This is a genomic window from Bhargavaea cecembensis DSE10, from assembly GCF_000348905.1.
GTDB lineage: Bacteria > Bacillota > Bacilli > Bacillales_A > Planococcaceae > Bhargavaea > Bhargavaea cecembensis.
In genome coordinates this window covers 104,711-126,212 of sequence record NZ_AOFT01000006.1, presented here as the reverse complement: position 1 = coordinate 126,212, position 21,502 = coordinate 104,711, and the positions used below count along the sequence as shown (strand labels likewise).

General features: G+C 48.6%; 21 protein-coding genes. 8 read left to right on the top strand and 13 right to left on the bottom strand.

The annotated features are described in order from the left end of the window. Positions 1-15 precede the first annotated feature (15 nt). Positions 16-228 (bottom strand): nucleotidyl cyclase domain-containing protein, encoded by a 213-nt coding sequence (locus tag C772_RS07335; RefSeq protein WP_008298730.1) that lies wholly within the window; start codon positions 226-228, stop codon positions 16-18. Between the two features lie 2 nt (positions 229-230). Between C772_RS07335 and C772_RS16830 the strand changes: the two genes are divergently transcribed. After that, entirely contained in the window at positions 231-470 is a 240-nt protein-coding gene (locus tag C772_RS16830; protein ID WP_326977095.1) for a DUF6241 domain-containing protein, read from the top strand. A 37-nt stretch (positions 471-507) separates the two neighbouring features. Here C772_RS16830 and C772_RS07330 read toward each other — a convergent pair whose 3' ends face one another. Next, positions 508-1,419, bottom strand: a complete 912-nt coding sequence (locus C772_RS07330; RefSeq protein ID WP_008298729.1) for a fumarylacetoacetate hydrolase family protein — start codon at positions 1,417-1,419, stop codon at positions 508-510. A gap of 409 nt (positions 1,420-1,828) precedes the next feature. On the opposite strand from C772_RS07330, the gene C772_RS07325 reads away from it, so the two are divergent. The 3 genes from C772_RS07325 to C772_RS07315 are packed head-to-tail and all read left to right on the top strand — an operon-like array spanning position 1,829 to position 4,495. Continuing rightward, positions 1,829-2,536: a DUF5058 family protein gene (locus tag C772_RS07325; RefSeq protein ID WP_008298728.1), complete on the top strand. Its 708-nt coding sequence runs from the start codon at positions 1,829-1,831 to the stop codon at positions 2,534-2,536. A 19-nt stretch (positions 2,537-2,555) separates the two neighbouring features. Next, complete coding sequence (locus C772_RS07320; RefSeq protein WP_008298727.1) at positions 2,556-3,278, top strand: hypothetical protein; 723 nt, start codon at positions 2,556-2,558, stop codon at positions 3,276-3,278. Further along, positions 3,275-4,495: a M20 family metallopeptidase gene (locus C772_RS07315; protein WP_008298726.1), complete on the top strand. Its 1,221-nt coding sequence runs from the start codon at positions 3,275-3,277 to the stop codon at positions 4,493-4,495. The genes C772_RS07320 and C772_RS07315 overlap by 4 nt, the downstream gene beginning before the upstream one ends. Positions 4,496-4,702: 207 nt before the next feature. Here the strand turns inward: C772_RS07315 and C772_RS07310 are convergent, their stop codons facing one another. From C772_RS07310 to C772_RS07295, 4 genes are all read right to left on the bottom strand, one after another. Continuing rightward, positions 4,703-5,965, bottom strand: a complete 1,263-nt coding sequence (locus tag C772_RS07310) for an MFS transporter (protein ID WP_008298724.1) — start codon at positions 5,963-5,965, stop codon at positions 4,703-4,705. An 80-nt stretch (positions 5,966-6,045) separates the two neighbouring features. Further along, the gene (locus tag C772_RS07305; RefSeq protein WP_008298722.1) at positions 6,046-7,734 is read right to left on the bottom strand and encodes a hydantoinase B/oxoprolinase family protein; all 1,689 of its coding nucleotides are present in this window, start codon (positions 7,732-7,734) and stop codon (positions 6,046-6,048) included. A 4-nt stretch (positions 7,735-7,738) separates the two neighbouring features. Then, positions 7,739-9,817, bottom strand: a complete 2,079-nt coding sequence (locus tag C772_RS07300) for a hydantoinase/oxoprolinase family protein (protein ID WP_008298720.1) — start codon at positions 9,815-9,817, stop codon at positions 7,739-7,741. A 13-nt stretch (positions 9,818-9,830) separates the two neighbouring features. Beyond that, on the bottom strand, positions 9,831-10,958 hold the full coding sequence (locus C772_RS07295) for a M24 family metallopeptidase (RefSeq protein ID WP_008298718.1): 1,128 nt from the start codon (positions 10,956-10,958) through the stop codon (positions 9,831-9,833). A 135-nt stretch (positions 10,959-11,093) separates the two neighbouring features. Between C772_RS07295 and C772_RS07290 the strand changes: the two genes are divergently transcribed. Further along, complete coding sequence (locus tag C772_RS07290; RefSeq protein ID WP_008298716.1) at positions 11,094-11,789, top strand: FadR/GntR family transcriptional regulator; 696 nt, start codon at positions 11,094-11,096, stop codon at positions 11,787-11,789. A gap of 94 nt (positions 11,790-11,883) precedes the next feature. Here C772_RS07290 and C772_RS07285 read toward each other — a convergent pair whose 3' ends face one another. Next, complete coding sequence (locus C772_RS07285; protein ID WP_008298713.1) at positions 11,884-12,360, bottom strand: pyridoxamine 5'-phosphate oxidase family protein; 477 nt, start codon at positions 12,358-12,360, stop codon at positions 11,884-11,886. A gap of 191 nt (positions 12,361-12,551) precedes the next feature. Here C772_RS07285 and C772_RS07280 point away from each other — a divergent pair, with 191 nt between their 5' ends. After that, positions 12,552-13,325: a DUF2935 domain-containing protein gene (locus tag C772_RS07280; protein ID WP_008298712.1), complete on the top strand. Its 774-nt coding sequence runs from the start codon at positions 12,552-12,554 to the stop codon at positions 13,323-13,325. 204 nt (positions 13,326-13,529) lie between these two features. Here C772_RS07280 and C772_RS07275 read toward each other — a convergent pair whose 3' ends face one another. From C772_RS07275 to dctP, 6 genes are all read right to left on the bottom strand, one after another. Beyond that, positions 13,530-13,865: a hypothetical protein gene (locus tag C772_RS07275; protein WP_152419726.1), complete on the bottom strand. Its 336-nt coding sequence runs from the start codon at positions 13,863-13,865 to the stop codon at positions 13,530-13,532. A gap of 162 nt (positions 13,866-14,027) precedes the next feature. Further along, a complete protein-coding gene (locus C772_RS07270; RefSeq protein WP_008298706.1) occupies positions 14,028-14,570 on the bottom strand; it encodes a helix-turn-helix domain-containing protein in 543 nt (180 codons plus the stop codon). Between the two features lie 119 nt (positions 14,571-14,689). Continuing rightward, positions 14,690-15,589, bottom strand: coding sequence for a 4-hydroxy-tetrahydrodipicolinate synthase (dapA, locus tag C772_RS07265; RefSeq protein ID WP_008298705.1), 900 nt, complete (start codon positions 15,587-15,589; stop codon positions 14,690-14,692). Positions 15,590-15,609: 20 nt separating this feature from the next. Next, positions 15,610-16,929, bottom strand: coding sequence for a TRAP transporter large permease (locus C772_RS07260; protein WP_008298703.1), 1,320 nt, complete (start codon positions 16,927-16,929; stop codon positions 15,610-15,612). Then, positions 16,926-17,423 carry a TRAP transporter small permease subunit gene (locus C772_RS07255; RefSeq protein ID WP_008298702.1) on the bottom strand — a complete coding sequence of 166 codons (498 nt, stop codon included), beginning with the start codon at positions 17,421-17,423 and terminating at the stop codon, positions 16,926-16,928. The genes C772_RS07260 and C772_RS07255 overlap by 4 nt, the downstream gene beginning before the upstream one ends. A 12-nt stretch (positions 17,424-17,435) precedes the next feature. Beyond that, positions 17,436-18,515, bottom strand: coding sequence for a TRAP transporter substrate-binding protein DctP (gene dctP / locus C772_RS07250; RefSeq protein WP_008298700.1), 1,080 nt, complete (start codon positions 18,513-18,515; stop codon positions 17,436-17,438). 901 nt (positions 18,516-19,416) lie between these two features. Between dctP and C772_RS07245 the strand changes: the two genes are divergently transcribed. Both C772_RS07245 and C772_RS07240 read left to right on the top strand, forming a co-directional pair. Then, positions 19,417-20,106, top strand: coding sequence for an ABC transporter ATP-binding protein (locus tag C772_RS07245; RefSeq protein WP_008298699.1), 690 nt, complete (start codon positions 19,417-19,419; stop codon positions 20,104-20,106). Continuing rightward, positions 20,084-21,433, top strand: coding sequence for an ABC transporter permease (locus tag C772_RS07240; RefSeq protein ID WP_008298697.1), 1,350 nt, complete (start codon positions 20,084-20,086; stop codon positions 21,431-21,433). Before C772_RS07245 ends, C772_RS07240 begins: the two co-directional genes overlap by 23 nt. The last annotated feature ends 69 nt before the right edge of the window (positions 21,434-21,502 follow it).

Sequence of the window (21,502 nt, the reverse complement as noted above, 5' to 3'; positions counted from 1 at the left end):
ACAAAAAAAGACACCTCAACAGATGTCGCCAGCCAATGTAAATGAATGCTCTTCCCTCCGCCGCGCCTTTTCGCCATACATCCGCCGGTCCGCCGCGTCAACCAATTCTGTGTAGGTGCTGCCGTCCTGAGGGAACCGGGCGGAGCCCATCGATGCACTCACAGCAACAGACCCAACCCGGACCCGTTTGGCAATGCCCAACTCCCGCCGGAGCTTGATCAAAGTCATACCTGTCTCCCTCGCCGCAGGGACTATCAGAACTGCTGGGTATCATTGCGAAATGGGAGCGTGGGGACTTCAGCGAGGCTGACAAGGATCATAACTATATCTGGGACCTGCAGGATGGGACGCTTGGAAAAGCCAGGGGGCTCTTGGGTAAAGAAGAAGAATTGAAGTTTATTGGGGAGTGGTTTTTAAACGAAGAAAAAACCGAGGTAACAAACGAAGGAAAAAGACCGGATGGGAATTAACTGTTACCCATCCGGCTTGTGAATGTTTGAACTTTAATCAAACTCCCGTCTCCGCAGCCAACTCTCCCTTCGTCTCCACCTTCAAATCCCTTACATGGTTCAACAGCGGCGCAAAGCCCTCAATCCGGCATTCCACCACATCCCCATTGTTAATCACCACCGCTCCCGGCGTCCCGGTTGAGATGATATCCCCGGGCAGCAACGTCATAACCTTGGAGTGGAACGACACGAGGTTCAGGGGATTAAATGTCATATGGTCGACGGTGTTCTTCCGGTGAACTTCACCGTTGATCATTGTCGACACTTCCAGTTTCATGAGGTCTTCCACTTCATCTGGGGTGACAAACTGCGGGCCGAAGCTGAAGAACGTATCAAAGCTCTTGGACCGGGTCAGGTACCGCGGGTTGCGCTGGAGGATGTCCTCTGCGGTCATGTCGATGATCGTCGTGTATCCGGCGATATAGTCCATCGCGTCCGCTTCTTCAACGTCCTTACAGACCTTGCCGATGATGACTCCGAGTTCTGCTTCAGCGGTCGTGCGCTCGGACTGGTGAGGAATGTTGATCGTCTCACCCGGTCCGATGATCGACGTCGTCGGTTTCATGAAACTTGCCGGTTCGGTGTTCGGAGCGATTTCACCCAGATCCGATGCGTGGTCCACGTAATTGAGTCCGATTCCCCAGATTTTCGAAGGATTGCGGTAGAGCGGCTGGTATTCAAGAGATGCTGTGTCCAACTCTCCGATCTCCCCATCCAGGATTTTCTGTTTCCCTTCCCTGTGGTACCAGTTGGTCATTTCACCGAGCTGACCGGAATCGATAATCTCAAATAACGAAGTGGCCCATTTCTTCCCCTCGGCCTTGTTCACCTCTTCAACCATCACTGCTTTCACCCCCGCAATGATGGCCGCTGTTTCATTCCCCTCAAGTTTCACTGTTGCCAGTCGCATGTTCATCCCCCCTTGTAATCTCTCTTTAAATAGTTCGCTCTAGAGAGGACTACTCCCTTCTCTCGGTTCATCTAATTTCACCACCAATTCGTTATCATTCAGCACCAGTTGGTAGTAACTCAGATCCCTCTTGGTAGGAACTCAGGTACCCCTTGGTAGGGATTCGGGTACCTGTAGGTGGGAACTGACGGAAACAGCACGCTTGCGGAATCGACCTCATACCTCCAGCCCACCTCACCGATCAAATCTCGAATCTGCCTCTCTCCCCCCCAGTCAGTAAGCCCCAGCCCCCTGATACATAAGGTAGAATTTCACCTCACACGCCCAATTGCCATTGCTTTAACAGGTTCACTCTTCTATACTTCACCAAATAAACAGAATATTGATTCTGATGGGATGGAGGAGAACGATGAATGATGTCATGAGAATCGCAAACAGTTATCCGCTATGGATTATCGCATCGTTGGTGATCGGACTTGTCTTTTTTCAGGCGTTCAAGTTTATCAGCCTCGCTACAAAGACCAGCGCTTCTGTAGGAATGTCGAAGCAGGAGGTGAAGACAGCGATCCGGGCGGGCGCCATCAGTTCGATCGGTCCTTCCTTTGCCATCATTATTATCGCGATCTCCCTCCTGTCACTGATCGGGAATCCGGTGACCCTGGTGCGGATCGGGATCATCGGTTCTGCTCCGATTGAGACGGTGGGTGCGAGTCTCGGGGCTGAGGCGGCGGGTGCTGAACTCGGGGCAGCGAGTTTTACAGCGCACGCCTTCACGAATGCGGTCTGGGTGATGTGTCTTGGAGGGCTCGGCTGGCTTTTGTTCACTGCCTTATTCACTAAATCGCTTGGGAAGGTCCAGGCGAAAACGACGAGCACTCCGAAAAATCTGGAACGGTTCAAAATCATTTCGACCGCCGCGATGATCGGCGCATTCAGTTATCTGGGCAGCGGCCAGATGATCAAGGGCTATCAGGAAGCGATTGTGTTGCTTGTCGCGTTCATGGTGATGCCGATCATTTTACAGGCAGCTAAAAAGTTCGAGATGAAGTGGCTGGTGGAATGGTCACTTGGATTGGTGATTCTCGTCGGTTTGGCTGTCGGCTACCTGTTAAGTTAACTAAGGGAGGGAAGGCTTGATGTCAGTCAGTAAGGAATTAAAAAGTTCGGTTGCGGTAAGAGGCGCCGCCCGCGAAGAGGCATTCAGCTTCACGACATTCCAGGACAAATCGCATTTCTGGGGACGCCTGACACTCTGGGGCATTATTTTATTGACCTTTTCTCTGCCGATGATCCTTTCATTTGGCCTGGGCTATCACCCCGGCTGGTCCGCCATCTTGTCCGGTTTCCTTGCCTATGCTTCCATCATTGCGGTTGTCTGGGTGGTTGAGCCGATCAGCTACTATCCGATACTGGGGGTCTCCGGGACGTATCTGGCGTTTCTGAACGGGAACATCGGAAACATGTGCCTTCCCAGCGCCTCGGTTGCACAGACGGCAGTCGGTGCGGAGCCCGGGACTGAAAAAGGAGAACTGACGGCCACCCTTGCCATAGCGGCGGCGGCCATCATCAATACATCGATTCTCGTCCTCGTCGTTCTGGGAGGATCCTATTTGATTTCTCTGCTGCCGGCCGCGTTGGTCGATACGTTCAAGTTCGTCCTCCCTGCAATTTACGGCGGTGTGATTGCCCAGTTTGCGATTCAGAAGCCGGTATGGGGACTGATCGGGATTGCATTCGGCCTCTTCGTGAATCTTGGGCCGGTTCCTCAATCCCTTCAAACCTTCTTATGCATCTTCGGGACGGTCGCAGCCTGTATACTATTAGAGAAGATAAAATCAGAAAAGGCGGGAGACAAATGACGACTTCGAACATATCGAACGAAAATCAGACGCTCAAGCAGCAATTGCTGTCCATGCTGGAAGACCGGAAGGAAGAGATGATCCAGATCCGGCGGCATCTCCACGAAAACCCTGAATTGTCCTTTAAAGAAGAGAAGACCGCAAAATACATCGAAGAATTCTACAAAGGCAAGGACGTCGAAATCCAGACAAATGTCGGAAACGGCTATGGGATCATCGTGACGATCAAGGGTGGAAAAGAAGGCAAGACAATCGGTCTGCGTGCCGATTTTGATGCGCTGCCGATTCAGGAAGAGACCGATGTTCCATTCAAATCCAAAAACCCGGGTGTCATGCACGCATGCGGCCACGACGGGCATACGGCTTACATGCTCGTATTGGCGGACTGCCTCATTCAGCTGAAGGACTCGATCAGCGGGACGATCAAGATCATCCATCAGCACGCGGAGGAAACACCGCCGGGCGGCGCAAAAAGCATCGTTGAATCCGGTGTTCTGGATGATTTGGATGCCGTGTTCGGGACCCATCTGATGCCCGCACTCTCTACAGGGGAAATCGGATACAGAAGCGGCTTTTCCATGGCTGGCAGGACGTACTTTAAGCTGGTGATCAAAGGCAAAGGCGGCCACGGTTCCTCTCCCCACCAATCCAACGACTCGATCGTTGCGGGTGCCTATTTCATCACGGCCATCCAAACCGTTGTCAGCCGCCGGTTGAATCCGTTTGAAATGGGCGTTGTGACCATCGGCTCGTTTGACGGGAAAGGCTCATTCAACGTCATCAAGGACAGCGTCGAACTCGAGGGCGACGTCCGCTATATGAATGAAGACACACAGAAAGTCATCTCGGAGGAAATCCACCGGATCACAAGAGGAATCGAGGAAGAGTTCGGGGTCGAATGCGAGCTCAACTACGTCCCGGATTACCCGCCGCTCTACAATGACCCTTCCGTCACCGCCAAAGTCGTCTCCATTTTGGAACAAGCGGATGACCCGGTCATTGAGGCCGTCAAAGAAATTCCGATTAACTCGGGTTCCGAGGATTTCGCCTACTATACCCAAAAGACCCCAGGCACGTTTTATATCATCGGATGCAAACCCAAAGGCGTGGACAAGCCCTACCTGAACCATCACCCGAAGTTCGACATTGATGAAGACGCCTTGTTGATCTCCGCCAAATCCGTTGCACATGTGGTTTGCGAGTATAGCTTTGATTAATGGAAGTACTTGGACAAAAGCAGCCCGACCGGCTGCTTTTTCCTATTCCTTAGGCGCCCGTAACCACTCGCTCTTCGAAGGTAATCACTCAGTGCTCATTCGTTTAAATCAAAAGATGGACCGCCCATATAGGACAGTCCATTTCCACGATTACTTATCTAATTCCAATGTCTCATTAATCTCCGCCGACTCTCTCTCTCCTGTAACTCATACGTTAACTGAAGAAATCACTTTCTTCTGAGTTTCTGCATTTACTTTAGCTGGTGCAGTTTCTCTAATGAACATGGAGAACAAAGTTGCCGCCAGCGCACTGAATACGCAGATCCATAGCGGTGCCTGTACACTTACTGTGTCGGCAAGGTAACCGGCGATGATTGGGGCTAGCACGCCGCCAAAAATTTCGCCTACCCCCATGATTAATCCGATTGAAAAACCGACGTATTTGGGTGGAACGGATTCTGCTGGAACGGCTGACATGAATAAAGGATGGAACCCTTGACCAGTGTGCAGCAAAAAGATTAAAATCCCCAACAGAAATACCGAGTATTCAAAGTAAAGAACGAGGAGCGGTGACATTGCGGAGAGCAGCGCAAATGTGGTCATGATCGGTTTTCTGCCAAGCTTGTCGGAGATGGCCGGGACGACAAAGCCCCAAATCATCGCAGCAACCCCGGCTGTACTCATGATAATGCTCATCGTCCCCGTTGTGAATCCTCTGATATCAACCAAATAAGTTGGCGCAAATATCGCAAAAACATTAAACCATGTGAGCGCAAAACTGCATATGACCATGGATAGCCAGACATTTCTTTCTTTAATAATGCGAAATAACTGCGCTCTGCTTTCTTTTTTTTCAACCGGGGCTTGTTTTTTCACCTCAATGCTTGTCTGTGGTTCCTTTACATACTTCCACATGACAAAGGCAACAACGAGACCAGGTATGATTGTAAAATAGAAAGCGACTCTCCAGTCAAATGCATTGGCGAGTGCTACAAGAACGATGGGAGCCAAAACACCTCCGAATAGTCCGGTTGATGTCACTTGCATGAAGCCCATATTAAAACCTCGGCGTGAGGGTGTCGATTCAATCGCCATCATGGATTGGGCGATTGGCAAAAAGGGACCTTCAAAAACACCAATTAATAGCCGAAGAATCAGCAAGGATACAAATCCGGTCGCCAATCCTTGTGCAAATGAAATGAAAGAAAAAATCACCATGAGTGTAATCATAAGTACTTTCCTCTTTGCATGTTTATCGGCGATAAAGCCGATTAACGGTCCGGACACTGCCCAGGCAATGGATACGGCTGCTCCAAGGAGACCGATTTGCATATTCGTCAGGTTAAACTCAGTTGTAATAAATGGAAATAAAAAAGTGATCGCAAGCCGGTCAAGGAAAACAAATCCCATTGCGAAAAACAGGATGATCAACAACTTATTTTCGTAGTTGAAAAAGCTTTTCTTTTCCATTTATATCACTCCTATTTTCAAATAAAAATAGCAAGCTCCTGCAGTTAACAAAGCAGTAGCTTGCTATTTTAATTCAACCTTTATACGAGTAGGCCTCTAGTCTCAACACCGTAGTGCTTCAGTGCAAATTCCGGGGAAATTAACCCTTGTTTGACTTCCTTCAAGATCAATTCTTTCGGCCGTTTCTTAGGGTCACCATAACCTCCGCCGCCACCCGCAATCTGCCTGTAAATCGTCCCTTTAGGAATATCCGAAATCAAATCTTTCATTTTGGAGCGGTATTGCTCTCCATTAGGGTATTCCAGTTCAATCAAGTTGGCTGCTCCGTCTGTTCCGCCAAGCAGACCTTTGGCTACAGAGTTTGGAGATTCGCCGTCACCAAATACGCTAAGCTGTGCGCCAGGGGAATTGATCTCGAAGACGGTTTCCACCCCGAATCCTCCACGCCACTGGCCGGCGCCGGCCGAGTCTGTCGCGTATTCATATTTTTTAAGGAATAGAGGGAGCGTAATTTCAAACATTTCCGGATCCTGAGCTGCGAGCGCACCGCCTGATGCAATCAGTCCGATATGATCGAAGCCATTCGCCTCATGTGTTCCCCCACTGCCGCCTTTTGCCCCATTCAGCAAAATATCAACAAATTGCTCGTCGGTTTCCGGATCGACACCGTTGATAATGGCACCCAACTGCGGGTTCCATCCGGCGGTTACACGTTCCGGAAGCACTTCAGAAAGTGCCATCATAACAACGGTTACAATTTGATCGCTCAGATGGTTGCCGAATCCGGAAGCTGCCGGGAACTTCGGATTCAACATCGTTCCTTCTGGGACAATAATGTCGATGCAATTGTGAATGGCATCATTGTGAGGGAAATCTTGATCACTCAACATAAAGAATCCAATCATGACGGAAGATACAGTTACTGGTAACGGAGCATTGACATATCCTTTCGTCTGCTCATGTGTGCCAGTAAAGTCAAACGTCATATGTTCATCCGTCACGTGGATGGCCACGTCAATGTTCATTTCTTTCTCGTGATCGAAGCCATCATCGTAAGTCATAATGCTGCTTCTATAGGTTCCGTTCGGAATGTCACGGATGATTTTCTTCGCGATTCTTTCTGTGGATTTGAAGATCTCCTCCACCGCATGATTGATTGTACCGATGTCATAATGGTCGACAAGCTTCAGAAATTCTCTTTCACCGACTGCACAACCGCCGATCATCGCGGTGATGTCATCGGCAACAATCGGCAGACGGACGTTACCAAAAACGAGATCCCATACGTCTCGGCGTTTTTTGCCTCGTTCAATGATTTTAAGCGGGGGAATCCGCAATCCCTCTTGCCACAAATCGGTTGCATGCGGATTATAAGAACCCGGAACAGCACCTCCGACATCAGCCTGGTGGCCGATGATCGCAGTCCAAGCAACGAGTTCACCATCCGAAAATACCGGCTTTACAACTTTCCAGTCTGAGTTTTGGTTCCCTCCTGTATACGTGTCATTATGGAGGAACACGTCTCCCGGGTGGACGTCATCTTCGAAAAATTCCACAATCGCCTTCACACCGGGTACAGTGGCATATCCGAGAATCGGAATATACTCTGTCTGCTCAATAAGCGTCCCATCTGCGGCGTATAATCCCAGCGAAAAATCCCGTCCTTCTACCAATAGGGGTGAGTGCGCACTTTTTTCGATCGTTACACCCATCTGACTGCAAATGGATTTTAGCCGGTTTGAGATCACTGACACTAGTATTTGATCCATTTCGTCACTCTCCCTTATGCCTTAATATGAAGTTGCCGTTTTTCTCTGTGGTCACTTCAAAATCGTGCGGAACGATGATAGTTGTCGTGATCAACTCAATGATTGCCGGACCCTCCAACTGACATCCTGCCCCCATCTTCTCCCCATCATATACTGGCGCATCCACCCGCTCTCTTAGAACAGGGTCATACATCGAACGCTGGTTTTTAATATACTGTGCCACATCGCCAACCGTATTTCCCACTTCTTGAATGGAGAAATCAGTATGCTTTCCTTGGCAAGATACACGGATATTCATGAGTTCCATTTCATGTCCTCTCAAATCGAAGCCGTATAACCTGTTGTGTTCATTGTGGAACAGTTCTTCTACCTGATCCTTATCGCCATCAATCAATAATTTCTGGTCAAATTCTATAGTCACCTCGAAATGTTGACCGACATAACGCAAGTCAAGCCCGATCATGATCGTCTGCTCATTGACAGGGACGCTCTCATGCAACAAGGATTCGCTGCCTTCTTTGATATCCTCTTTGACTTCTTCATGAATGGAAGAGAATTCCAAACTGCTCCATTTTGCAGGATAGCTTCTCAAGTAGTCATGTCTAAGCATCGATGACAGCATGCCGACGGCACAGAGGACGGATGAAAATCTTGGAATGATGATTTCTTTTATCCCTAACTCGTGCGCAATCATCGCGGCATGGATTGGACCTGCCCCCCCTGCGACGACCAATGGAAATTCTCTCGGATCATATCCATTTTCAATGGTGATTTCCTTGATACCGCTTGCCATATTCAGATTGGAAATTGTATAAATACCAAAAGCAGCTTCTTCATCAGACATACCTAGCGGATTAGCAATTTTTTCTTCGACCGCCTGTCTGGCTGCAGCTCTATCCAATCGCATCGATCCGCCCAGGAAGTAGTCATCGTTCAAGTAACCAAGCACTAAATTAGCATCACTGGTTGTCGGTTCTGTACCGCCTTTTTGATAACTGACCGGGCCAGGTGTCGCTCCGGCACTTTGCGGTCCGACTTTCAATAGGCCCCCGTCATCAAGGTAAGCGATACTTCCCCCACCCGACCCAATCGTGTGAATATCAGCCATCGGCAGAGAAATCGAGTTTTTATTGATCTCCCCTTCTTTTCTGATCGACACATTCCCATCCCGTACAATTGATGCCTCAAAAGATGTGCCGCCCATGTCTACTACAATCGAATGATCATATCCGCTTGATTTGGCAAATGTTCCTCCGGCGACCGGTCCTGCAGCAGGGCCTGAAAGCAATGTGGTCGCAGGAAGTTTCTTCACGGTTTCAGGGTTGCTGACACCGCCGTTTGATTGCATGATCAATAAGTTCCCCTGGAATTCTTCTGCTTCCAGTTTATCGACAAGATTGATGATATATTGGTTCAGGATGGGACCCGCATAAGCATTCATCACCGCAGTACTTGTCCGGTTGTATAGACGGACAATCGGGACTACTTCGGTCGACGTCGTTACAAATGCATCCGGAAGGTACTGTTTGATAATTTCTTTGACTTTTTCTTCGTGTTCATTGTTTGCGTACGAGTGCATGAAAGAAATTGCCACAGCTTTAACATCGTCTTCTTGCATGCTCTTTGCAATTTGGACGATCTCTGTTTCCTCAACCTCTTTGACAGCGACTCCGCCTTTGTCCATCCGCTCTGAAACTGGAATTCTCAACTCCCTCGGCACAAGGACAGGAGGAGCGACATATTTATTGTTGAATAAATTATCCCTGCTTCTGACTCCTCTTCTCATCTGCAAAACATCACGGAAACCTTCCGTAGTGAGCAGGGCAGTTTTGGCTCCATTATTCGTCAGTACTGCATTCGTCGTTACGGTTGTTCCATGGACGATCAGATCTGTTTTCGCCAGCAGATCTTTTACGGTCAAATTGAATCTGTCGGCAAATCCTTTAAGTCCGTTCATCACCCCGACAGAAGGATCCTCTACGACTGTCGAGGTTTTATTAATCATTTGCTTTTTTGACTCTGTATCCATTAAAAGCAGATCAGTGAATGTTCCGCCTACATCAATCCCGATGGCATAGCCCATTTGCTTACCCTCCTCACAAGTAAGTAATATCGTAGCTTCTTTTGCTGAGTGATTCCGCACGGTCTTCATGAATCAAAAATACATCGGCGAGGCTTGCTCCAATGGTTTCTTCCTGGTTTGAGAAGTTTGGATGGACACTGATGACCATACCAGGTTCAATCACCGCATCCGAATCCTCACGGATGATTGGGGAATCATGGTCAACACCCACTCCATGTCCATGCCAGATGCCAGGATTGACATTCAGATGTTCTGTTTTCTCTGTGATGATCCGTGCAAGTTCTGATACTTTGATGCCTGGCCGAATCGCTTCTTTAACTGCGTACATGGCTGCTACACACGCATTCCCAATCTCTTCTTCTTCCTTGGTCAGTTTACCCAGTGCAAAAAGTCCACCCTTTTCCACCCAACTTCCGTTAGGTCCGACAATTTCAGCAAAAGCTGTCAAGAGGCCGGATTGCCTTAGAGGCGTTAATGTTGGTTTTCTCAGGAAGTATGGACCATCTTCCAAGAATATCAAAGTGGAGATGGACCCATGAGCCCTAGCGACTTTATCAACTTCTGCAGCAATCTCAGCCGGTGTCTTGCCGCCCGCGATATGTTTTTCAAACTCTGCAAAGCTCAGCTCCGCAATTTCAAATGTCTCTCTGACTTGTTCATGTTCTTCTTCAAATTTAACCGCTTTCATTTCTTGGATCAGGTTTGTACCGTCAATAACATTTCCTTTTAGGTTTTCTTTAAAGTAGCTTGCTTCGGCATATGACATGAGTGAATTCAAGCCGCAAATCCCGATATTTTCGAGTTCTTTTTCATTGAGAAGCGAAGAAATTTGTTCCATAATGCCATTTTTGCTATCAACGACATCCCCAATTCCTGCATAACGCACATCTTCAATAGAACCTCTTTCTTTCGCCAAATAATAATCCGCTCTTGTTGTATAAAAAGCAATCGGTTCCTCGCCCTTTACTTTAATGACAAAGCCCGGGCGGAGAATTGGATAGTAATTTGCAAAGTAATACAAATATCCGTACTGGGTGACCATACCTCTTCCGTAAACAATCACCGCATCCAAATTTTCTTGTTCCATCCTTTTTTCCAACAGGTCAAATCTTTTCTGAACAACACCAGCTACTGCTTGCATTGAAAGTTCCCCTTTCCAAACGAGGTATTTGTTATACTCTTACTAATGGAAATGATACAACTAATCAAATAACTTTAAAATGAAAGAAAATTTACCGTTTAAAAGTTTTAATCTTTTTAAGGAGGACCCTGATGCATGAGTTTTATAGAAAGCATTGAAGTAAGATCCATTCCTCAGCAAATCTCAGATCATATCAAGCATGAAATCGTAACAGGGAGATTACGGCCAGGCGACAAACTTCCTTCACTGGACGATCTAAGTGAAAGCTTGGGAGTAAGTAAGCCTACGGTGAGGGAAGCACTACAGTCCCTTTACGAATCCGGCCTGATTACAATCATTAAAGGAAGAAACGGCGGTTACTTCATCACAGAGTCCTACCCTGATAAGTTAATGAACAGTATGTATGAAATGATTACGTTCTCCCTCACTTTTAATAAAATGCAAACGAATGACTTGCTCGAAGTGAGGAAGTTAATCGAAATACCTTGCGCCGGATTGGCTGCAGAAAGAAGAACAGAGAGTGATTTGGAAAAACTCCAGATGATGAAAAGTCAATTAAATGACTGCGGAAAACTCAGCATGCAAGAAATCCTGCAACTTGACTTGAAATTTCACATGTCCATCGCAGACTGTACACAAAACCCGCTGACAAAAACAATTATTAATGCAATAACAAAATCGTACCTGGAGTCATCCGAAGATTTTAATGATGACAATAAAATATTTATTACCGCGAACAGCATTGAAGTGATAGATGCGGTTATCGCCGGCGATGTAAAGGCAGCAGAAAGAGAAATGGACAAACATATGAATTACTTTCTGATTTTTTAATCGGCTAGGGAGCTAACTGTTGGTTTTTACTTGAATAATTAAACGGTGCCATGGGTCACTCCCATGGCACCGTTTCGTTTCTTGTTCTCCTCAATTACTTATCCAACTCCAACGTCTCATTAATCTCCGCCGACTCCGGATCCTTCCCTGTCATCCGCTTGTACATAAACGCTATGTTCTTCACAAGGCTGCCGCTCTCCCAGTATTCTGCGGCTTCTGCTTTGACTTTGATCAGGATAACATCGGGGTCGTCGTATGTGGTTTGCATGATTTTTTCGTAGGCTTTGCTCCAAAGTTCTTCTTTCTTGGACATGTCTTCGACGATTTCGGCTCGGCCGCGGACGGAGACGTAGGATTTGCCGGCGTAGGCGACGTTGACGTCTTTGTTGTGGAGGATTTCTTTGTATTTGTCGGTTTCTTTCTTGGTGAAGAACCAGAGGTCGCCGTCGAATTCGACTTCCTGTGTTTTCATTGGGCGGGAGACGAGTCCTTCATCGGATACCGTCGTTAGCATTGCGGTGTCAACGCCTTTGATCAGGTCTCGGAGTGTTTCCATTTCTTCTTGTTTCATAGAATCACCTCATTTGTGTTATAGAGGTAGATTACCCTTTCTAGTAGTTAGATATTCAGTGCCGAGGTAACCACCCGGGTGACCGGGGTAACCACTCAACCCTGGCAGCTCGTTTATCCGCTCATAGCCCATCCACTAATCGAATACAATCTATAAGGCTATGCCATAACCGGAAGGAAGGAGCCAGGTACTTGGGGTATACGGATCGTTACGAACGGGATGCGTACGGGATTATCGCGTTTTGGTTGCAGAATGATTATGACCACGGGCGGTTTTTTGACCGTGAGATCAGCCATTATGAGACGGAGTTGGCCCGTGCGAACCTGAACAATATCCAGCGTTTGGGGAAGGTGTATGAGAAGGCGGTTAAGAAGCAGGGCGATGTGGGCAAGTTGATTGACGAGGCGCGCCATGCGACGAAGGAGTTCCATAGTCTGCTTGCGTACACGATGGATAAGTCACTGCATTGTGAGGTCATCATCTCCACGCCGGTTTCTCTCCTGGACCATATGGTGAGGGAATCCGAGGAGTCCCAGCGGGTTTATCAATTGATCGAGAGCGGCGCTCAGATTTCCCCGTCAGATGCCATCATTCATGAATGCGTGTTTTGGATCAGGCAAATGGCCGATCACCTGGGCTATATCCGCCATTATTTAGATGTATCGAATTATGAGTTGAATTTCAGGGTGACGGAGATGATGCAGAAGTTTGAGCGTCTGCAAATGCAGGCGACAGCCCTGCAGACCATGATCCGGACCCCGAGAAATGAAACCCTGCCGGTCCTGACCCAATTTAAGAACATGATCATCAAAGAAGCCAAAAGCTTAGAGGAGTTTAAACTGGAGCTGGACGATTTGGTCAAACAATGCGCGGCTGTTACCACGTCACCTCCTGATTTATTGGAACACATCGCCCGGGAAGCCCACCATCTGTGGAGGAATCTCGAGGAAGAGATCATCACGTGAGTTTGGTGAAAACAGCTACCGACAAACCAAAAAGTGCTCAGCCATCCCCTCAACTCGCTGAGCCCCTACACGATAAAGGCAGTCAAGAACCTCTACGGGATTGCCGTCAATGCCCCATGGCAGATCAGTGCTCCGTAGCCAAAGTCAATCCGAATAACTAACAAAACCACCTGGCAACAGGTGGTTTTCATGTTCGCGGTTCGATTAGTACCAGAAGCCCTGCTCCATCCATGGGGAATATCCGCAGCGCATACAGCACGGCATCGGCATTTGAGGATATTGCCCATATGGCTGCCACTGTCCGCCTCCTGCCCCGTAACTGTCCCCCTGTTGCCATGAAAAAGACGGAACAGCGTAGACCGGACCCATATTATCCATAAATTGATCCTGAACAAACAGAGCCGGCTGTTCTTCATACATAGAGTCCTGATCATGTTCAAACGGTCCATCCATATACGGAATGGAAAGATCCGGACCAACATGCCACTTCACATCATCTTGCTCCGCCGACCATTGACCGTAATTGCCAGTCATCTTCATTCCCCCTTCCTAAACCTCCCCTCATCTTATTCATTGGGTGGGGGTTCGGTTATAAGACCTTGGGGTGTCACCTTTGATTCAAGGGTAAGCTTGTTAAAAAGGAAATACTCCCCGTATGGTCAGGTATACTTCAGAGAGATTACTAACTCCGAGGCTTACTTCTCAGTCTCTACCATCTTCATTCGTACTCACCACCAACAACACGACCGGCTTGTCTGTCTCGTTATACCATGTGTGTTCTTTCGTTGAATCGATATGAAGTGATTCGTGTGGATAAAGGATTTCTTCGTGCCCTTCGAGCATCACTTTCAGCTCCCCCTCTAGCACATATACAAACTCCTCACCTTGGTGGGAATAGGGGGCGGTTTGGGATTCGCCTGCCTTAAGTTCGATTCGGGCGGGAGTGAATTTTGGTTGGTCAAGGTCTCCCGCCAGGCTGGTGTATGTGAAGTTGGGTTGGTCGGCGCTTTTCTTCAGGGACCTCTTTTTAATCGGAGTGTCTTCTTCAGGTTCGAAGAAGAAATTGACACTCACACCGAGGGCTTCCGCGATTTTACGGAGCGAGGTGAATGTAACGGTGCTGATTCCGCGTTCGACTTGCGATAGGAAGCTCACTGACAGTCCGCTTTTTTCACTTAGTTCCCGCAAAGTCATTTTTCTTTCTTTGCGAATCCGCTTGAATTCTTCCCCGATTTGGTTATCCATGACTCCTCACTCCTGATTCGTTATCCGCTTCTTTCCATACTATTCTATCATCACGTTTCTAAATTTTGTCTCAGTGCAATAAAATCCCAGAGCGTATTTACACTCTGGGATCCTATCTGTCATTGAGTAACCTTTAGTTCTCCAAGTTCCTGCATATGCCTCGTCAGTCTCTCTTCTTCCTCACCAGTGAGTCCCAGCCGTGGTTTTCGTGGTGGTCCTCCAGCGAGCCCCTTTAGTTCCATAGCTCGCTTGACGATCTGCACATATTTGCCCGAGCCTTCGAGGAAGTTACAGAGCGGCAATAATCGGTCATAGGCTTCCCACGCCTTTTCCAAATCCCCCGCTTCAAATGAGGCAAATAACTCTTTTGCTGTGCGGGGAGCGATGTTGCCGGCCACTGAAATCCAGCCTACTGCCCCAACGAGGAACGATTCAAGCACCATATCGTCTGCTCCGCAGAACGTCTTGATGAATCCTTTGCCTTGCCGTGAAATATCCCGGACTTTCCGGATTTCCCCGCTTGATTCTTTGATATGAGTAATGTTGCCTACGTCTCTTCCGACCTGAAGAATGGTTTCAACTGAGATGTCTACTCCACTCGTAGACGGATTGTTGTAGATCATGACCGGGAAGGAGACTGCCTTTGCAACTGCCTTGAAGTGTTGGTAGATTTCTTCTTCTTTCGGATGGGCATAGTAAGAGTTGATCAGCAATGCACCATCCGCACCCGCTTCCTCAGCCTGGCGGGTGTATTCAATCGCATCGGCCGTTGTTTCAGCCGCTGTACCGACAATAAGCGGCAGGCGTCCATTCACTTGCTTGACTGCGACTTCCACTGCCTTAAACCGTTCATCCTTAGTCAAACTGACAAATTCTCCTGTACTGCCATTGATGGCAAGACCATCAACCCCTTCTCCGATGTAATACTCGATGTTCTCTGCAAAGCCTTCCCAGTCAATGCTTCCATCCTCGTTCATTGGTGTAACGAGCACTGGATAAACTCCCTTAAATTCTTCCATCTCTAATACCTCCATTAAATTTATTTACTTAGCAATTCAGGCAGCCATGTTGCCAACTGCGGGAATACAATCAGCAGAATGGCCGCGATTAGCTGAATAATGATAAACGGCACGGTTGCGCGGTAGATCTTGCCGATGGTGACTTTCTCACCAACTGCGCTCTTCAAGTAAAAAATTGCAAAGCCGAATGGCGGTGTCAGGAATGCCATCTGCAGAACGACCATGAAAATGATTGCCCACCAAAGCGGATCAAATCCTGCATTGACGACGACCGGCGTAATGATCGGTGTGGCGAGCATGATAAGTGCCATCGTTTCCAGAAACATCCCGAGCACAATGATGAATGCAAGGGCGAAGAAGAGAATTCCCCATTTGCCCCCCGGTGCATTGGCTGCCATCTCGGAAACAAATTGATTGCCCCCAACTCCGGAGAAGACCGCGCTGAAGACTGCTGCACCAATCAAAATCCATCCGACCATCCCGGTCATCTTCATGGATTCATAGATGGATTCTTTCATTTTCGTCCAGCTCAACCGCTTGGAGATGACACCGATGATGACCGTGCCCAGCACTCCAACTGCCGCCCCTTCGGTCGGTGTTGCTGCTCCCGTGAAAATAGAACCGAGTACGAGGATGATAAGAAGCATCGGCAGAAAGATGGATTTCAGCGAAGCAAACTTTTCCTCGGTTGTGGCGCGATCCTCTTTAGCAAGAGCCGGTGCCACGTCTTCTTTCCGGTAGGCCTGGAAGAGAATGTATGCAATGAACAGCAGAATCAACATCATTCCGGCACTGAGCCCGCCTGCAAACAAACTGGAAACCGAAACACCTGTAATGGCACCGTAAACGACCATGTTCAGGCTCGGAGGAATCAGCTGGCCGAGTGTCCCGCCGGCCATAATCGACCCAAGGCTCAGCGTTTCGTTGTATCTGTATCTCATCATCTGTGGAAGTGCGATCAGGCCGAGCCCGATTACACCCGCCGCAACGACGCCGGAGATTGCCCCGATAATGGCTCCGACGACGATGGCCGTGATGGCGAGGCCACCGCGCAAACCTCCGGACCATTTATACACAGCGTCGAAAAGCTCAGAGATAATGTTAGTCTTTTCAAGCAGCACCGACATGAGGATAAACAATGGAATGGCAATGAGCGTGAAGTTGTTCATGATTCCCCATGTGGCACTTGTCAGCAGCGCCGTACTGTCAATCCCCCACATCATCAGGGCAAATAAAATCCCGGTTGAAGCGAGTGAAAACGCAATCGGTACGCCGAGGAACAGGAGAAGCAGCAACAGAACAAACATGGCAATCGGCGCGTATTCAAAGATGAGCATCATCTTGCATCACCTCCGCGCCATACTTTATAGATCTCCACCCATGCCTGAAGCCAGATTAGCAGGCCCCCGATGGGGATAAACCATTTAAACCACCAGATTTGAGGGTTAAATGAACTCTGATGAGAAGACCGTTCCATGATTTTCGTCGATTCGATTGCTGAATCCAACCCCTTAAACACCAAGAATGCGCTTACAAGTAAGACAATCAAAAGCCCAAAAGTGGTCAAAATACGTCCCCATTGTTCAGATACATACTTCTGGATGATATCGACGGCAATATGCCCCTTGACCCTCAACGTGTCTGCTCCTGAAAGCAAGATCATCATCCCGAACAGGAATATTGGGACTTCAAAACCCCAGTCAGGGGCATTTGAGAAGAATCTCCGGAGAATGACGGTATAGACGATGACTAGTGTTAACGGGATCATCAAGAACCCAGCCAATTTCCCCATAAGTGCTGACAAAGTCTCGATCCCTCTTAATAGTACGTTCATCTGATCACCGCCTTATTCCCCATAGCCCAAGATTTTCGCTTCTTCCGTGTATCCCAATTCCGCGAGAACCTTCGCATACTCTTCCACATACTCCCTGCTCAAATCACTTTTTTCCTTATAATCATTGAGCAGTTCAAAGCCGAGCCGGCGCATCTCCTCGACATCTTCCTCTGGAAGCTGAATGAACTCGATGTCCGTGTTTTCCTCCCACTCTTTCATGGCCTTCCGACTTTCCACGCCGTATGCAATAGCCGATTCGTACCGTACTTTGTCACGGGCAACATACAATGCCGCTTTCAGATCATCTGGCAGTTCATCCCATGCCTTTGGGTTTACAATCAATTCTTTGTCTGTACTCGGACCTACATGCAGAGCCGGTTCAACTACGTATTTCGTGACCTCATCCAGCCCCATTTCTCCGTTGACGAGATAGTCATTGAACTCTGCCGCGTCAACAGTGCCGAGTTGCAAACCTGTATAGATTTCCGGCGCTGACAACGAGATGGCCGATGCACCAAGTTTCCCGTAATATAAGCTCGCAACACCTGCAGCCCGAATGTTTTTCCCTTTGAAATCCTGGAGAGAACGAATAGGCACCTTTGACATGAGGATTTCTTCGGGGGCATAGTCAAAAGCCCCCAAATTTTTGATGCCGTGCTTCTCATAAGCCTTATCTATAATCGGCTGAAGTTGATCAGAACGATAGAAGTGTTCATCGAAATTCGCAATTGGATCTCCGGGAATTGTGCCTCCCCCAAGCGCAAACACCGGATCCTTTCCTGTCCAGAAGCCTGTGTAAACAGCCGCCAGCTCCACCACGCCGTTCTTCACCATATCAAACGTCTCATCATTCGGGAAAAGAACATTGGCACCGAACGGTTCGATGATCAGGCGCCCCCCTGTAATGTCTTCCACCGCTTTGACGAACGGGACGACCGTTCCTTCATATCTTGCTGTGCCAGGAATCTGGTGAGTCACCATCCTCCACTTGTAGACTCTGGCTTCCCCCTCCGGAATCGTCTGATAGGATTGACACGCACTCAAAAGCAATATAGCCACCAAAAACAGAAGTCCCCATACCTTCTTTTTCATCCAACCAGCCCCCTTTTGATTCTGTTAGACGAACTTTCAGTCCTCGATTAGACTGAATATTAGTTATATTATTTCACCATATGCGTAAAGTCAATAAATATTTCACTGTGAGTGAAATTAATTCCGTTTAGAGCCGTATATGGCTTTTCCTCTTAGGGACATCGATTGGCTAATTTGCACGTCTTTGAGGTGTTTCTGATCCTCAGATCGGTGTAGTGGAATCATTGTCTGAATGCAGGATGACTTCTGGTTGAAGACTCTTTAAGAGCCTCCTCAAACGTGTCCAACGTACATGTTGTGTCCGGTACATGATGGAAAGGCTGTTCTTCAGTCCATGGCCGAGAATGCCTTGGTTGCAAGATGAGGGTGATCAGAGCAATGGCGGATGACTTTCAGGTACAAGATGTAGAAACTCGCATGCACGTCTGTTAGATGATCACTTTAAAAAGCACGTATTCATGAGCTCAAATCCATTTCATATTCGTAGCCCAAGGTGAATGTTTTAGCCACTGCCCGCATGGTCTGCCAGGACCATGCGGGCAGTGGCTTTTTCTTTTCGTTTTTGAAGAATGCCTTGCGGCATTGCTTCTAGGTAACCATTTACCTGTGCCAGATAAACACTCACCCCGGATTCGTTAAGATTCAGACACCGGAGGTAGTAGCTCGGACGGGTGCAGGTAGGAACTCGGGTGCCCCTTGGTAGGAATTCGAGAGCAATTGGGAAGAACTCATTCGCCTACTGTTTGTTAACTGTGTCATTTGTAACCCAATCATTGGTGGTTCCCCTGCTCCCCCGCTCAATTCACGTCTTTCTGTCCATTTTCATCAGCTAGTTTTCGTGTTAAAGATAGAGGGTACGGGGTGAAACGTGTCGATTGCTGACGAAGTGGGAGGTTTTCAGATGATCCGGTTATCGAATATCAGTAAGTCCTATCGGTCGGCTGCGGGTAGGGAGTCGGTTTTGGAGGGACTGGATTTTGAGCTTGATGAGGGTGAGTATGTGGCGATTATGGGGGCTTCGGGTACGGGGAAGAGTACGTTGATGAATATCCTTGGGACGCTGGAGCGGCCGAATGGCGGTGAGTACATATTTCGTGATAAGAAGGTTCATCGGATGGGGAATGGGAAGCTGACGCTCTTGCGGAACGAGGAGATCGGGTTTGTGTTCCAGAATTATCAGCTGATCCCAAATCTGTCTGTGTATCAGAATGTGCTCCTCCCCCTCTCATATCAGCGGAAGTGGCAGTCGAAAAAGCGGGCTCGGGTCAAAAGAGCGCTCGCCATGGTAGGACTCGAGGGAAAGCTGAAGGCGAAGCCGCATCAGCTTTCGGGCGGGCAGAAGCAGCGTGTGGCGATTGCGCGTGCGATTGTGAATGAGCCTTCCTTGCTTCTGGCGGATGAGCCGACTGGGAGTTTGGATGAGAAGACGACGGAGTCAATCCTGGAGATTTTCGACGAGCTGCATCAGCGCGGGGTGACGATCATCCTAATCACCCATGATCCGGAAGTGGCGAAACGGGCGGAACGAATTCTGTATTTAAAAGGCGGACAGATAAAGGAGCAAGCTTATGAGACTGTTCAAAGCCTTTAAGATGGCGCTTCTCGGGATTTGGAGCAATAAGTTCCGTGTGCTGCTGTCGATCTTCGGCGTGGTCATCGGTGTATTTGCCGTCATCGCCCTTTCCGCCATTTCCTTGGGTGTCAAGGATACGGTGATGAAGCAGATGGGCGGTCTCGGCGCGGAACAGATCATGGTCATGCCTGGGCGTGTTCTGAAGGACGAAGGCGGAGCCCATAATTTCCTCAGCGGCGTGTCCGGTACGCCAAGCACATTGACCAATACCGACGCCGAGGAGATCGGGAAACTGGAATCCGTCAAGTCTGTGACCCCTATGCTGGAAACGGTAGGCCGCATCCAGTACGACAATGGAAACGGAGAGCCGACCACGGTGGAAGGCATGCTCGTGGGTACGAGTGAATCCTACCAGGAAGTCTTACATACGACCCTTGAAGAAGGGCGATTTTTCACGAATGACGAAGGGGCCAATAAAAACCGGGTAGTCGTGCTCGGGAGCGGAATCCACGCTTCCCTCCTCAATCAGAAACAGGAACTGCCCGAAACAGATCCGGCACAGCAGGCAGTACCAAAGAAAGCCTGGTGGCAGAAGCTCTTGGATAGACTGACCGGCTCATCTGTCAGTGCCGCAGAAGCACCGGCTGAAGGAGAAAGCCTGGTCGGTAAGGAAGTCACCATCCAGGGAGAAAGCTTTACCGTCATCGGCGTTCTGGAATCCGAAGCCACACTCGGCATGACATCCGATAACAGCATACTCATGCCGGTCCAAACTGCACTCGAGGTGACCAGCACGGAAAACCTGACGAGCATTTATGTCAAAGCGGACTCGATCGACAACCTGGCTCAGGCGGAAAAAGACGTGCATGGAGCAGTTGGAATCAACCATCCCGAAACCGACTTCAGTACGGTCAAGCAAACCGAGATGCTGGATGCCATCGACACGGTCACCAGAATCCTGCAGGTCATGCTGATCGGCATCACGACCACCGCACTCGTCATCAGCGGCGCAGGTATCATGAACGTGATGGTGATGTCTGTCCGGGAACGGACCCGGGAAATCGGGATTCGTAAAGCATTGGGCGCCTCTACTATTGAGATCTTATTCCAATTTCTCTTTGAAACCATCCTTCTCTGCCTGGCAGGAGGAATCATAGGACTGTTGCTCGGATATGGATTTGTCACATGGTGGAACGAATCCATCACAATCTTCCCACTTGTTCTGCCTATGTGGGTTGTTCAGCTAGCACTTGGATCTTCTATTCTAATTGGCATTGTCTGTGGGGTTTATCCGGCGATTAAGGCAGCTAGGTTGCAGCCTAGTCGGGCGTTGCGGTTTGAATAGATAGCCCCACCAGTAACCACTCCCCCGCGAGTTCTAAGATACTCAAAAATAAGGGACCGAAGAGAAAAC